Below are 14,890 nucleotides of genomic sequence, written 5' to 3' on the forward strand. Positions count from 1 at the left end.
ATGGCACGTTCGATCGGAACTCGATAGGCCCATCGACTAGTGTCGTACGGCTCGGCAGAACTGGGTTCCTGTGCTGCCTACGATCATGCTGTGGCGCGTCTCCCCGACGCGGCCGCGACCAGTCGATTGGAAGGGTGTTCGTGACTAACGGCGCTTACCGCTTGTCATTCACGACGGGTGGGTTGCTGCGCGCTGAAGCAGTTGCGATGGCGGGACTGCTGGTCGCGACGCCTGATGCGGCGACTGCGCGCGCTCAGGCGGTCGAGTGGAACCTCGTTCAACAACGCACCGCCGCATCGACCCTACGGGTGACGCGTGAAGTCGTACAGCGGCTCAGCGAACTCCCTCCGGCGGGCGTGGAACTGGTTGCACACGGATCGGTCGACGATTCACGGCAGTTGATGTGGCTAGCGGCATGCCTGCGTTACCGCTTTCTGCGTGACTTCGGTCGGGAGGTAGTCCGTGACCGACTCGTGTCGGGGCGCGGCATCGTTGGCCTTGCCGATTTCGACACCTTCTGGAACCTGCAGTCGTCCTGGGTGGACGCGCTTCGAGATGTGGCCGACTCAACGCGAAGCAAGTTGCGTCAGAATACATTCCGAATGCTGCGTGAGGCTGGACTGCTCGATAACGAAAATCGGGTCCTTCCGATATGCCCTGCGCCGGGGGTGTCGGCAGTAGTCGCAGCTGTAGGTGACGAACTTCTGCTGAGCTTTCCGATCCACGATGCACAGGTGGCCGCTTTCGCCGGCCGGGACGGAGCACGGTGACCACTCGACTGTCGGATGAACTGCCGCTCACGGCGCGATTCGAACTCGCACACCGGGTGGTGCGGACGCAGAGCTTCCTGGAGATGAAGGGGCAGATCGGCGAGGTTCCCTACTTTGTACTGGCGTATCGGCCGTCCGACGAGCCGAATGTTGCTGGCGAACACCGTCGGCTTGTCAAGCTTCTACGCAAGGAAGGCATCGAGGTCTGTGACATCGACTTGTGGCGCTTGACAACTGAACTGTGGACCGAGACCGGTCAATGGGCGCAGATCCTCGAACACGAGTCCGTACTGCCGAAGGACATGTTCGGCGAAGCTGTCGGCAATGTGATCTCGCCGCGGGAGCACCTGTCGCCCCGCATTGCCCGGATTGTCGAGGAACAGCGACCCCGGCCGCAGGTCGTCATGCTGTCGAACGTCGGCCGACTGTATCCCCTGGTCCGGGCACACACGGTCCTCAACACCCTGCAACCTCTGCTGGCGGACCTGCCTGTGGTTCTCATGTTCCCGGGAACCTACCGCCAGTCACCCACGCAGGGGTCATCGCTGGTCCTGTTCGATCGGCTCACCGATGACGACTACTACCGCGCATTTGATCTACTGGAATTGGAGCACTCCTGATGCACATCGAGCAGATCCTCGCGAAGGACATCGATCGGCCGCTCGACGGTGTCGTCAAGGCGTCGAGTTCCGCTCAGCTCGAGACCGAAGTGCGCGAGTACGTTGTCACCGACGAAGTGGCGAAGCACCTCACCGACCTGCTGGAGGCGTACACGCACCCGGGCGAACCGGAGTCCAACGGCGTGTGGATTGCTGGTTTCTTCGGCTCGGGTAAGTCGCATCTGCTCAAGATGCTGGCTTATCTGCTCGGTGATGTGGGCGGCGCCGGTATCGCCCGGACGAAGGTTGTCGACACCTTCCTCGACAAGGTGCCCGCGTACGAGGCGATCCTGCGGGGCGCACTGGAACGGTCCGCAGCGATCCCGGCCCGGTCACTGCTGTTCAATATCGATGAGAAGGTCGACAAGAACGAGAAGAACCAGCCCGACGCGCTGCTGAAGGTGTTCGTGCAGGTGTTCTACGAGGCTGCTGGTTACTTCGGTAAGACTCCGTACATCGCTCGTTTCGAGCGGGACCTCGCCGGGCTGGGTGTGTTCGATCGGTTCAAGGAGGCATTCGCGGGCACCTACGGAAAGCCGTGGGAGCAGGGCCGCGAGCTCGCGGTTCTCGTCGAGCCCGCAGTGGAGAAGGCGTACGCGGAAGCTACCGGCGCGTTGCTAGAGCGCCCGCTGACGGCCTACCGGGAGAACTACAGCGTGTCGATCGAGTCCTTCGCGGAAGAGGTCGCGGAGTGGCTCGACAAGCAGCCCGAATCGCAGGCCAGGGTGGGCTTCTACGTGGACGAGATCGGTCAGTTCATCGGCCAGGACACGAAGCTGATGCTGAGCTTGCAGACGATTGCCGAGTCTCTCTACGTCAAGTGCCGAGGCCGCGCGTGGGTGATGGTGACCTCGCAGGAGGTCATGGATTCGATCATCGGGGACCGTACCAAGGAGCAGCAGCAGGACTTTTCGAAGATTCAGGCGCGCTTCGCGATTCAGCTGAAACTGGATTCGAAGAACGTGCGTGAGGTGGTCTCGAAGCGCCTGCTCGAAAAGACTCCGGACGGGGCCACCCGTCTCGGTGCGGTCTACACGGCCAACGAGGACCGTTTCCGTTCGCTGTTCGCCTTCCAGGACCAGCGGACCTACAGGAATTACTCGACCGTCGAGGACTTCGTCGGCATCTACCCGTTCGTCGACTACCAGTTCGAGCTCTTCCACGACGCGATGCGGGGACTATCGGACTTCAACGCGTTCACCGGCCGGCACGCATCGGTGGGTGAGCGATCGCTGCTCGGCGTGACAAGGGACATCGGATCCGTGATGAAAGCTGCCGACGTCGGTGCTCTCGCCACATTCGACATGTTCTACGACGGCATCGAGAAGTCGGTGAACGCATCGGTCAAACAGAACGTTGCGACCGCGGCTCGGAATCTGGACGGGCCGGACAGGGACCTGGCACTGCGCGTAATCAAGGCACTGCTGATGACCAAGTACATCGAGCAGTTCGAGGGCACCCCACAGTCCCTGGCGGTGCTGCTCACGCCGGCGATCGAGACGAATGTCGCGGCACTCCACGAGGACATCGAGCGGGCTCTGCGGTTGCTCGAGTCCAATACCTATGTCCAGCGCACCGGCTCGACCTACGCCTACCTCACCAACGAGGAACAGGACGTCGAGAAGGCGATCAAGAACCACGAGCGCAACGACCCTGCGATCAAAAAACTGCTCAACGAAGAGATCGTGAATGCTTCGGGCGTCGGCGCGAAGGTACGGTACGAGGCCACGGGCGTCGATCTGGGCCTGGAACGGATGCTCGACGGGGAGCGGCAGGGACGCTCGGAGGAGCTGAGCGTGCGCTTCGTCACTCCATACAGCGGGCACCCGCTCGAGGACGTCAAACACCACTCGATCGGCCATGCCGGGGCGGTGTTCGTGGTGCTGGACCTGAGCCAGCGCACCCGCGATGACATCGACCTGTACGTGCGGACCCGTGACTACGTGCGGCTGCAAACGAAATCGACGCTGCCAGAGTCTCGTAGGCGGATCCTGGACTCCCATGAGCGTGCCAACGTGGAACGCCAGCGGGAGGTGCTCGGTGAAATCCGGCAAGCCGTCGCGGTTGCGGATCTGGTGCACAACGGAAGCGTTCTTGACATCGGCGGCGGGCCCCCCAAGGACCGTGTACACGCGGCGCTGCAGGTGGCCATCGAGTCCCGGTACACGCGGATCAACGAGGCACGGGGAATTTCCACTCTCAAGGAGACCGATCTCGGCCGAATCCTTCGGGACGAGGCCACACTCGATCTCGACGTCGTCTCGACGCTCGACACCCTCGCCGGGGCGATCGTGGTGTCTGTTCGCAACGCGAAGGTGCGCCAGACCGCATCTACGGTCGGTTCCCTCGTGGACGACTTTGCACGCCCGTCGTTTGGTTGGTCTATGACGACGGTCCTGGCCGCGATTGCGCACGGGTCGAAGACCGGTTTGGTCCGATTGAAACTCGACAGTCGGCTCCTGGTGCGCACCGAGATCGCCGAGGAGCTGCGCAGCACCAAGAAGCACCGCCTGATCGCGGTGGAGGAAGTGCTTGCACAGGATCCGGCTAAGGTGCGCAAACTCCAGGCATTCCTAGGGGAATACTGCGACACCTCCGAGAGGCCCGCCACGCCCGAGGAATTGGTGAGCCGCGTGCGAGCAGCGCTCAGCGAGGATGTGGCCGAACTCGACGACTGGGCGAAGCTTGCGTATCCGTTCGGCGCAGCCGTCACTGACGCTTCGGCTGCTATCCGGTCCGCGGTGAGTCGCGACGAGGACTGGTACCTCGACGGTTTTCTCGCCGACTCCGGCGCGCTGCTCGACCTCAAAGAGAATGTGCTGGACCCGATCCGCGGCTTCCTGCGCGGACAGCAGCGCGGCATCGTTGACGATGCTCGCATATTCCTGGAACGGCGCAGCGCCGAGATCGATGACGTCGATAGCAGCGATGTCGAAGCCCTTCGGTCTGCACTCGACAGTCCGACGTTCTACCGGGGTGTCCCACAGATCAAGCAGCTGCATCTGCGTCTGGTCGAGCGCCTCGATGCCGCGGTCACCGCCGATCGGGCCGCGTTACGCAGCCTCGTCGAGGATCGCCTGGAGTCACTGCTGCGGGAGCAAGCGTTCCTCGACTCCACAGGCAAGGCGCAGGAACAGGCCCGAGGTGCGCTGCGGTCCGTTCTGGACGGCCTTGGGGGGCACACGACCCGAGGGCAGGTGGCACTGGCTCGGAGGTCGTTCGATACCGCCTACCAGTCAGCGATCGAGGTGCTGATCAACTCTCCTGCAGCTGAGCTGGGGATTACAGCCGACGGTGAAGAGGGAGGCGGGAACGTCCCCGCGACTGACGGCGGCGGTGGGACGACCAGGTCGAAGAGCGCTGCAAAGTCGACGGTGCGGCTGACTGCGATCGCAGTTGAGGGAGTTCCGGCGATGCTCACCAGCCCCGACCAGGTCGACCTATATGTGCAGCGGCTGCGTGCCAGGTTGCTGGCGGCACTCGACGACGGTAAGACCATCGTCCTGTGAGCCGCGCACCGAAGACACTTGATACCGCTCGAGAAGGCACACGATGAAGAACACCGCCGTATTGAAGACCTTCGCCGTCTCCTCGCGAACCACGCTGATCGAGCAGATGCGCGGTCGCGTCAAGCAGCTGCTAGATGACCCGAAGGCCGCAGCCGAGTACCCGCACGACGTGCGGGCATTGCGAGCTGCCGTGGACGAGCACGGTCTCGCCTGGGTGGTGGAGACTGCTGCCTACACCTGGTTCAACCGCCTGACCGCAGCCCGCTACATGGACGCGAACGGATTCTCCGGGCCGTTCGGGGTCGTGTCCCCGGCCGCCGCGTCCGCGTCGGCGCTGCCGGAGATCCTCACCCGCGCACAAACGGGGGAGTTCCCGGACGAGGTGCCGCCGCATGTCCAGGCGACGGTGGTGGATCTTCTGACCGGGAAGCGGACGTCCACCGACCCGGACGCTGAAGCGTACGTCCTGTTGCTGAGTGCGATGTTCGGGTCGTGGCACAAGCCGATGCCGGAAGTGTTCCCGGCTGCGGTGGATTGGATCCGGCTGCTCACACCACTGGACATGCTGGCGCCGACATCGGTGCGTGCACGCGCCGTCGAGGTGATGGATATTGCGGCTTGCGAGAACGTGGAGGTGGTGGGCTGGCTGTACCAGTTCTACAACTCCGAATTCAAGGACCAGATCAATGACTCCAATGTCGCAATCGACGCCGCTGAACTGCCGGCGGTGACACAGTTGTTCACGCCGGAGTACATCGTGCGGTACCTGGTGCAGAACTCCCTTGGTCGCTTATGGCTGCGCTCCCGACCGACCAGTGGACTGCGCGAGCACATGGAGTACTACATCGAACCTGTTGAGGGGCAGGAGGATACCGGAGTCACCGTGTCATCCCCGGAGGCGATCCGGGTGCTGGATCCGGCCTGCGGGTCAGGCCACATGCTTACCTACGCGTTCGATCTGCTGTTCCGCATTTACGAAGAAGAGGGCTACACCCCCAACTCCATCCCGCAGCTGATCCTGACCCACAACCTGCGGGGCCTCGAAATTGACGAACGCGCCGCGCAGCTTGCGTCATTTGCGCTGGCGATGAAGGCACGAGCAAGAGATCGCCGGTTCTTCGCCCGCCGCAATGATGACGGTCGGCCGGTACAGCCGGATATCGTTCGGGTCACGCCGCTCGAATTCGATGAGTTGGAGGCGGAACTCATCACCGGCGCAGTCGCGCCGAAGAAGCGGGAGCCGTTGGCTCGACTGGTTCATTCGTTCAAGGACGCGGACATCCTCGGCTCGCTGATTCGCGTCGATTCAGATGCGCTCGACTCCCTCATCGACGCTATCGAGGGCTACGAAGAGCCTGACGCTGAGCAGGGGATTGCCAGCGAGCTTGAGTTTGTACTGATGGAGAAGGCTCGTGCACTTGGACGTCAGGCGCGGGTACTAGCGTCCAACCAGTACCACGTGGTTGTAGCCAACCCGCCGTACTTGGGCTACAACCACATGGGCGCAGAACTGGCCTCGTTCGCGCAGAAGCACTTCCCCGACACCAAGCCGGACCTGTACGCGATGTTCATCGAACGCAACGCCGAGCTCGCGTTGCCGTCAGGGTCAGTCGCGATGGTGACGATGCACTCATGGATGTTCCTGACGTCGTACAAGGAATTCCGAGCAACTCTCCCGGCATGGGGTCACCTCTCCTCGATGGCGCACCTCGGAACCCGCGGGTTCAATTCGATTAGCGGCGAGGTAGTGCAGACGACCGCCTTTGTCCTCGATATCGAGGCAAGGCCCAGCCATGTCGGCCGGTTTTGGCGCCTTGTGGAGGGGCGAAGTGAACGTGAGAAGGGTGCGTTAATGAAGGACGTAGCTTCCTTGGCTCCGCATAGTCTGGCGTTCACCGCATCCATGGATGACTTTGCATCGATTCCCGAGTCGCCGATCGTGTACTGGCTGTCGGAGGGAATGAAGGCTGCATTCTCCAAGGGGATGCGATTGGCGGATATCTCCTCACCACGGCAGGGACTTGCGACCGCTGACAATAACCGCTTCCTCCGGCAATGGTTTGAGGTGTCGAGCGACCGTACGGGCTACGGCATGTCTAGCCGGGACGAAGCTCGCGAGTCAGGTCGGAAGTGGTTCCCGTATAACAAAGGCGGGTCATTCCGCAAATGGTGGGGAAATCAGGACTACGTCATCAATTGGGAGAATGATGGAAAGGAATTATGGGACTTCCGTCCGCGCTCCGTCATTCGCAACCCCGATCACTTCTTTGCGCCCTCGGTCTCGTGGCCAAAGGTCTCTGCTAGTGGTGCGGCCTTCCGTCAGTTCCCCAGTGGATTCATATTTGATGTAGCAGGTACTTCGCTGTTCTTCCCCGATGATCGGATGCGAAATTCAGTGACGGCCTATGCGAACTCGTCAGTGTTTCAAGTGTTGTTCTCGAGCATTTCGCCGACCATTAACTATGAAGTCGGTCAAATCTCCAATATGCCTGCTCTTGAAGCAGATTCGCTCGTGGTTGACGAATTTGTCGATGAGCTTGTACATCTATTTCGTGCAGACTGGAATGCCTACGAAACATCATGGGGATTCGAGATCAACCCCCTCGTTGTCAAAGGCATCGGCACCCTCGACGGCCGTGCCATAGCGCGCTGGGAAGATGCGCTCGCAGCCACGAACCGTGCCCAGGAGTTGGAGGAGGCAAACAACCGCTACTTCGCGAAACTGTACGAGCTCGAAGACGAGGTGGAGTGCGACGTTCCGCTCAATCGGATCTCGCTGACCCAGAACCCGTACTTCCGGTATGCCCCCGCCAAGGGCGCAGCACGGGCCGACGACGAGTATCGGGCCCTGTTCGACCTGGACCTGGCGCGGGAACTCGTCTCGTACGCGGTGGGTTGCATGATGGGGCGCTACAGCGTCGGCGAGCCGGGACTGATCCTCGCCACCGCCGGTGCGACCATAGCCGACTTCGATGAGAAGGTGCAGAACACACGGTTCCGGCCAGACTCCGACGGGATCATCCCCATAACCGCCGAGCCCTACTTCGAGGACGACATCGTCGCTCGGATGCGCGAGTTCCTCGCCGTCGCGTTCGGCAAGGAGAACGTCGAAGCGAACGTTGCATGGCTGGAGTACGCACTCGGCTCAGGGAAGCGGAAGTCGCTGCGCGACTACTTCCTCAAGGACTTTTACAACGACCATGTCAAGATGTACTCTAAGCGGCCCATCTACTGGCAGGTGTCGTCGAACATCAAGACCGAGAAGGGTTTCAACGCGCTCTTCTACCTGCACCGCTACACGCCCGCTACTCTCGGCCTGATCCGTGAGAGCTACGCCAACCAGATGACGGACAAGCAGCAGGCCCGCCTCGAAACCATCGAGCACGCCCTGCCTACCGCCAGCAAGGCAGAGGCGACGAAGCTCAGCAAGGAACGGGACTTGCTCACCACCCAGCGCCGCGAGATCCGGGAATGGATCACCACCAAGCTGTTTCCGCTGTCGACTGCGGAAGTGAAGCTCGACCTCGACGACGGCGTGAAAAAGAACTACCCGAAGCTGCAGGACGTGCTGCGGAAGGTCAACGGACTGTGAGCGCCGCATCCGCGGCGCGCATCGCCGAACTGCTCGTCGATCGCTTCACCAACACTCCGGTGCTCACCTGGCGGGACGTCGATGGCGACTACGCACCACACGTCGACACGATCGCCGAGGTCATCGCCGAACACGGTCTCGACCTGACTGTGCACCGCGTCGAAGGCAACGAACTCGGCGTCAAACACAGCGTCTACACCGCACTCGACGCCAGAACATCCGAAACCGTGCGCCACCTCGTATACCGCACTGGCCAACCGCCGGAACTGCGCGAGAATTGGCTGCTCGACCTCGAAGTCGGCTACGGCATCTTCACTGCCGACACCACCGCGATCCTCGTCTACGACCTCGGACTCGCCGACAGAGGTGTGACGGACGTCGTCGCTGCTCACCTGAGCGTCTTCGACGACACACACCGCATCGACCGCATCCGCGCGCAACTCACAGAACTACCACCGGATCTGCCGGTCGACAAGTTATCCGACGTACTGCGCGCCTTCATGAGTGCCGCCGTCCTCGACCTCGACGGCCATCGGTTGCACCACATTGTCGAGGATCTGCTCGCCGAGCACGTCGCCGATCGGTCCGAGGGATACGAAACACTGCAGAAGCACGGGCTCACCGACTACCTGTGGACGGGGTGTGCGAGGATCTACGGCTACGCTGCCACCGAGCCCTCCGTCGCCGGCCTCGCCACCTGGCTGTTCGACCAGGCCTGGCGTGACTGGCCCGATGCACGCAACCCGGCCCGCATCGACTTCGAACGCCTTCGCGACGATCGCCAGCTGCGCCGCATCTTCACCGACCTCGCCCAACGCGCTCAAGCCGATCTCAACATCGGCGAACGCCTCCGCTCCGACCCGCCGCCAGTCGAGGACCTCGCCGCTCGCGACGTGTTTCCGGTCGTCGACGAGGCTGTCATCTATTCCCTTGCCGCCGCCATCCTCGACCGTGGACTGCCACCCGACCGGATCGCCGAACTGGTTCGAACTCGTTCTACCACAACCTGGTACGACGAGCACCGACACGCCTACCTGGCGCTTGCCGCGGCGTCCGACTGCCTGAGCCGGATCGAAACATTCGCGCCCGTCATCGCGGACCCCGCCGACGGCATCCGCAGCTACGCCGACACCTGGTCGAGCGTCGACGGTGCGTATCGGCGGTTCCGCCACCACCGCAACCGTGCCGAGACCGACCTGCCCGCTGGTCTCGCCGACCGGGTCGAACATCGGTACGTCCACGACTACCAGCGCCCCCTCGCGCAGGCCTGGCAACAGCAGGTGGACACCCTCGGGGACTGGGATGTCCCCGGTATCGAACGGCTCCGCGGATTTGCCCGCTACGACCTGCCCGCCAAGGCGAAGACACTCGTCGTCGTCTCTGACGCGCTGCGCTACGAGGTTGGCGCCGAACTCGCCGCCCGCATGAATGGCGACGACTGGTTCAGCGCCACCATTGAACCGCGTCTCGCTCCGCTTCCGTCGTACACCCAACTCGGCATGGCCGTGATGCTGCCGCACACCGGGCTCGAGTTGGGTGACGACGGCACGGTGCGCGCCGACGGGGCCCAGACCTCCGGACTGCCCGCCCGTAAAGCGCTGTGGGCAAGCGTGAACGCCGCGGCAGTCGAGTACGCGGCCGTGATGTCGATGAGCGCCGCCGACCGGGCCGTGCTGTGGTCCGCTCACGACGCCGTCATCGTGTACCACGACGTCATCGACGCGGCCGGGCACAAGACGCCATACCAGACACCCGAGGCATGCGACCGGGCCATCGACGAGATCGCGCGGGTGATCAAACGTTTCGGCAGCGGGAAGACCCGGGCCAGCCGCGTCCTCGTCACCGCCGACCACGGCTTTCTCTACCAGGACTCGGACCTCGAACCCGGCGACTACCTCAGCGAAGCTGCGCATGGCGAGCAAATCGTCGACCGGACGCGCCGCTATGTTCTCGGCCGCGGCCTGCGGGAACACCCATCGTTCACGACATGGTCGGCCGCGCAACTCGGCTTGGACGGCGACCTGCAGGTGCAGGTGCCGCGGTCATTGCACCGACTCCGGATGCAGGGCGCGGGCTACCAGTACGTGCACGGCGGTGCCACTCTGCAGGAGATCGTCGTGCCGCTGGTGACGCTGACCCAGTCTCGCAGCAAGGAAACCAGCAAGGTCACCGTCGATGTCAACGTCAGCAGCCCCACCATCACCTCCAGCACCGTGCTCGTCACCCTGCTGCAGCGGGAAGTGGTCACGGGCAAGCGTCGAGCGCGGTCTCTGATCGTTGGCGTGTATGCCGAGGACGGGACGGCGCTATCGGGCGAGCGGACCGTGGTTGTGGACAGCACCGCCGAGGACCTGCGGGATCGGAGCCTCACTGTCGAACTCGTCCTGAACGAGGCCGCCGAGAGTTTCAATGGAAAGCCGGTGTACATCCGTGCCGACGAGCTCACCAACGGCACCCGTACCGAGTACCGCCACACCACCGCGTCCCTGCAGCGTGGGTTCGGCAGCTTCTTCGACCCGCTATGATTGCAGATTCAGTACTCGTTTCGTAGGGTAGGAGCCTACGAAACGCGTAGCAAAGGGGGAGCTTTGGAGCAGACGCGCGGGACACCACTGCCAGCCGAGCTGGCGCGGTTCACCCTGCGGACCGTCCGCCCACAGGACGCCGCCCACGTGTACGCCCACCCCCGTCCCGAACTGTCGCGACTCGCCGACAGGGGCATCCTGCACCGAGTGGCCCACGGCTATTACATTGTCGTACCGCAGGCTCAGGTGGGACGCCCGTGGCTGCCCGGTCTCGAAGCTGCTGCTGCGGGGATTGCATCGGCGATCTATGGGCCCGACCGTGCAGTCGTAATGGGCATCAGCGCCGCCCGCCTGCTCGGTGCGATTCCACGGGCGCTGGCCACCGCAGTGGTCGCCGTTCCCGGCCAGCACAGGCCGATCGCACTATCCGACCGCCCCGCCACCGTTCGGTTCGTGCAACGAGACACTGAGGCACTCGACGCGGAACGCGTGGAGACATCGCTGGGCCCTGTCTTGGCCACGACACCCGAACAAACAGTGCTCGACCTGGCCCGACGGCCACTTCTCGGCAATGCGGAGACTGACGTCCCCGCCGCGATCGCTGCTCTCTACCGTCGCAGTGACCTAGAACGGCTCGAGCAGCTTGCGGAGCCGCAGCGCCTCGTCGCCGCGTTGCGCCGAGCCGAGATCTGGGCGGGAGCGCAGTCGTGAATCTCGACGAACGAGACACCGTCGCCGCACGGTTCGGGGTACCACCAGAACAGGTGGAACGTGACCACCTCATCTCCCACCTTCTCGCGGCGCTTTCCGACCGCTTCGCGGATCGACTCCACTTCGTCGGTGGCACCGCGCTCGCACGCACACACCTTGCGAACGGGCGCCTCAGCGAGGACATCGACCTTGTCGCCATCGGCAACCGCACCGAGCTGGCCACCGAAATCGACGCTGCGCTCCCCCGAGCCGTTGCGCGCAGCCACGGTCGGTTGGCATGGGAGCCCAGGCTCGCTGCTGTTCGTGACACCGAGCCGGCGAACCTCCGCACCGGCGGCGGGTTGTCCGTCAAAATTCAGTTGCTGTCCTCTCGGAATAGAACGGTGTGGCCCACGGAGCTTCGCCCACTCGAACAGCGCTACAGCGGCGCTCCACCGGCCCGCTTGTCGGTGCCCACGCTGCCCGCCTTCGCCGCCGCGAAGACCGCGACGTGGCACGATCGGCGCGCGTCGCGTGACCTGTGGGACCTGTGGGCGCTCGCCGGAATTGGGGCCATCGATACGGAGACGTCCCACTTGTTTAAGCGACATGGGCCAACCAACAGGCCGCCCGGTCGTCACCTGTTCGACCGGCCCCCGAGCGAGGACGTTTGGGTTTCGCAGCTGGCTGGTCAAACTCGCCTGTCCGTGACAGCGACAACGGCACTTACCACTGTCCGGGACGCGTGGGCACGCGCAACCGACCACGACATCAAGCAGGAAGACGAAGAACTGTGACCGACCCCGCAGACGACACACCAGCGGCGCAGCCCGGACTCACTGCCCTGGACAATAAGGCCAACGCGGCGTTCCCCGGCTTGGTCGTCCGCAAGGATCTGGTGGGCCGTGTCCGCGGCAACGCCATCGTCCCCGGCTACGTTCTCGAATTCCTCCTCGCCCAGTACTGCGCCACCGACGACGAGGCGACGATCGACGCCGGCATCGAGAGCGTGCGCAACATTCTTGCCCAGCACTACGTGCACCGCGGCGAAGCGGAACTCGTGAAGTCGACAGTCCGAGACCGTGGCAGACACAGGGTGATCGACAAGGTTGCGGTCGTCCTCGACGACCGCAAGGACATCCACACCGCGTCCTTCTCCAACCTGGGCTTGAAGGCGGTGCCCATCGACGACCGGACCGTCAAGCAGCATCCCAAGCTCCTCACCGGCGGTGTGTGGTGCATGGTCGACATCGAATACTCACCCGGCGATTCGCATGATGACCGCTGGATCATCGCGGGACTCAAGCCGATTCAGCTCGGCCAATTCGACTTCGACCGTTACCTCGCCGCCCGCGTGCGATTCACCACCGAGGAATGGATCGACCTGCTCGTGCAGAGCATCGGGTTCGACCCGGAGCGGCTGTCGCCGCGCGGCAAGCTGCTGCAGCTGATCCGGCTGATCCCCTTCGTCGAGCGCAACTACAACCTCGTCGAACTCGGTCCCAAGGGCACTGGCAAATCGCACGTTTACTCGGAATTCTCCCCGCACGGAATGCTCATTTCCGGCGGCGAGGTCACCGTTCCGAAGCTGTTCGTCAACAACGCCAACGGGCGCGTCGGTCTGGTGGGGTTCTGGGACGTCGTGGCCTTCGACGAGTTCGCTGGGCAGAAGCGCGTTGACAAGGCACTCGTCGACATCATGAAGAACTACATGGCGAACAAGACGTTCTCCCGCGGTGTCGACACCATTCCCGCGGAGGCGTCGATGGTGTTCGTCGGCAACACCTCTCGGCCGGCGCCGACGATGCTTGCGCACTCCGACCTGTTCGAGGTGCTGCCGGAGTCCTATTATGACGCCGCATACCTCGATCGACTCCATTGCTACCTCCCCGGCTGGGAGGTCGAGATCATCCGGCGGGAACTGTTCACCGACGGGTATGGATTCGTCGTCGACTACCTCGCCGAGGCGTTACGCCACCTGCGGACCCAGGACTTCTCCGACGCCTACACGCCTGATTTCGTGCTGTCCGAGGACATCTCGACACGCGACCGCGACGGCGTCCGCAAGACGTTCTCAGGCCTGATGAAGCTGATCCATCCCCACCGTGGTGCGACGACTGCCGAGGTAGAGGAGTTGCTCCGGTTCGCGATCGAAGGACGAAAGCGCGTAAAGGATCAGATCCTGCGTATCGACCGGACCATGGACGCCGTCCGCTTCGGGTACAAGGACGCTGCGGGCACCTGGAAGGCCGTGCCCACCCAGGAGGAACTCGATTTCCCGCATCTGTACCACCGCACGACAGGGGACAGTGCGGCACCGGACCTGAATGCAGCCGAATCGCCGGGCGGAGCGCAGCCCGTGTCCGGCACCCCACCGCCAGTGGACACGCTGCGTACTGGCGCACTTGATATTCCGGATAATGCATTGGGTTATTCGTTCGAGACGCTGCTTATTCCGCATCTCGAGGGAGCCACATCGATCGAGATCGTCGATCCGTACATTCGCGCACCCCACCAGCTGCGCAACTTATATGAATTGCTCGTCGAGATCGTCGCCGCCAAGCCTGCGGAGGAGACAGTCGCGGTGCACCTACGTACGGCCGAAGAAATCGACCGAGCGGAAGTGCGAAAGACACAGTTCCTGGGCCTGTCCGACATCAAGGACGCCGTCGAGGAGGTCGGCGTAGAGTTCACATGCGCCTTCGAAAAGGGCCTGCACGATCGTCAAATCACCACCGATACCGGATGGCGTATCCAGCTCGGGCGCGGTCTTGATATATTCCAGCCGTTCACGAAGAAGAACAATTTCGACATCCGGTTGAAACGGCAGGACCGACGCCGGATGAGGGCATGCACAATCACGTACCTGAGGTCATAGTGACCCGGAACTGACGGTTGTGAGGTTTGGTGGTGTCCGTGTAGGCCTTGAGGGGTGTGATGATCTCAGGTGGACATACGCAGGCTTTCGCCGGGACACTTCGTGGTCTCGGAGGGGCGATCCGGGATTGGAAGGCCCACTACGCTTTCGGTGGCGTTGCGCGGGTGTTTCGAAATGCCACCTTGCTCTCCTTCGACGACTTTCGTGTGAGCACCAAACCCGCGATTCATCGTGAGAGGTGTGGTCGGGTTGGGTGTTCTCGGTGCA

At 63.0% G+C, this 14,890-nt stretch carries 8 protein-coding genes; all 8 read left to right on the plus strand.

What is annotated here, in order from left to right; genetic code table 11:
- The first annotated feature begins 134 nt into the window (after window positions 1-134).
- The 8 genes from ACQPZ2_RS01040 to brxL all read left to right on the plus strand — a co-directional run bounded on the left by ACQPZ2_RS01040 (window position 135) and on the right by brxL (window position 14,623).
- Window positions 135-770: a DUF1819 family protein gene (locus ACQPZ2_RS01040; protein ID WP_433523885.1), complete on the plus strand. Its 636-nt coding sequence runs from the start codon at window positions 135-137 to the stop codon at window positions 768-770.
- Window positions 767-1,390: a DUF1788 domain-containing protein gene (locus tag ACQPZ2_RS01045; protein WP_433523886.1), complete on the plus strand. Its 624-nt coding sequence runs from the start codon at window positions 767-769 to the stop codon at window positions 1,388-1,390. Before ACQPZ2_RS01040 ends, ACQPZ2_RS01045 begins: the two co-directional genes overlap by 4 nt.
- Window positions 1,390-4,938, plus strand: a complete 3,549-nt coding sequence (gene brxC, locus ACQPZ2_RS01050; RefSeq protein WP_433523887.1) for a BREX system P-loop protein BrxC — start codon at window positions 1,390-1,392, stop codon at window positions 4,936-4,938. The genes ACQPZ2_RS01045 and brxC overlap by 1 nt, the downstream gene beginning before the upstream one ends.
- A 43-nt stretch (window positions 4,939-4,981) precedes the next feature.
- Window positions 4,982-8,530, plus strand: a complete 3,549-nt coding sequence (gene pglX, locus ACQPZ2_RS01055; RefSeq protein ID WP_433523888.1) for a BREX-1 system adenine-specific DNA-methyltransferase PglX — start codon at window positions 4,982-4,984, stop codon at window positions 8,528-8,530.
- Complete coding sequence (pglZ, locus tag ACQPZ2_RS01060) at window positions 8,527-11,055, plus strand: BREX-1 system phosphatase PglZ type A (protein ID WP_433523889.1); 2,529 nt, start codon at window positions 8,527-8,529, stop codon at window positions 11,053-11,055. The genes pglX and pglZ overlap by 4 nt, the downstream gene beginning before the upstream one ends.
- 63 nt (window positions 11,056-11,118) lie before the next feature.
- A complete protein-coding gene (locus ACQPZ2_RS01065) occupies window positions 11,119-11,766 on the plus strand; it encodes a type IV toxin-antitoxin system AbiEi family antitoxin domain-containing protein (RefSeq protein ID WP_433523890.1) in 648 nt (215 codons plus the stop codon).
- Window positions 11,763-12,542: a nucleotidyl transferase AbiEii/AbiGii toxin family protein gene (locus ACQPZ2_RS01070; protein WP_433523891.1), complete on the plus strand. Its 780-nt coding sequence runs from the start codon at window positions 11,763-11,765 to the stop codon at window positions 12,540-12,542. Before ACQPZ2_RS01065 ends, ACQPZ2_RS01070 begins: the two co-directional genes overlap by 4 nt.
- Window positions 12,539-14,623 (plus strand): BREX system Lon protease-like protein BrxL, encoded by a 2,085-nt coding sequence (gene brxL, locus ACQPZ2_RS01075; protein WP_433527706.1) that lies wholly within the window; start codon window positions 12,539-12,541, stop codon window positions 14,621-14,623. The genes ACQPZ2_RS01070 and brxL overlap by 4 nt, the downstream gene beginning before the upstream one ends.
- Window positions 14,624-14,890 lie beyond the last annotated feature (267 nt).

The organism is Nocardia pseudovaccinii, assembly GCF_050942345.1.
In the GTDB taxonomy this organism is placed as follows: Bacteria; Actinomycetota; Actinomycetes; order Mycobacteriales; family Mycobacteriaceae; genus Nocardia; species Nocardia pseudovaccinii.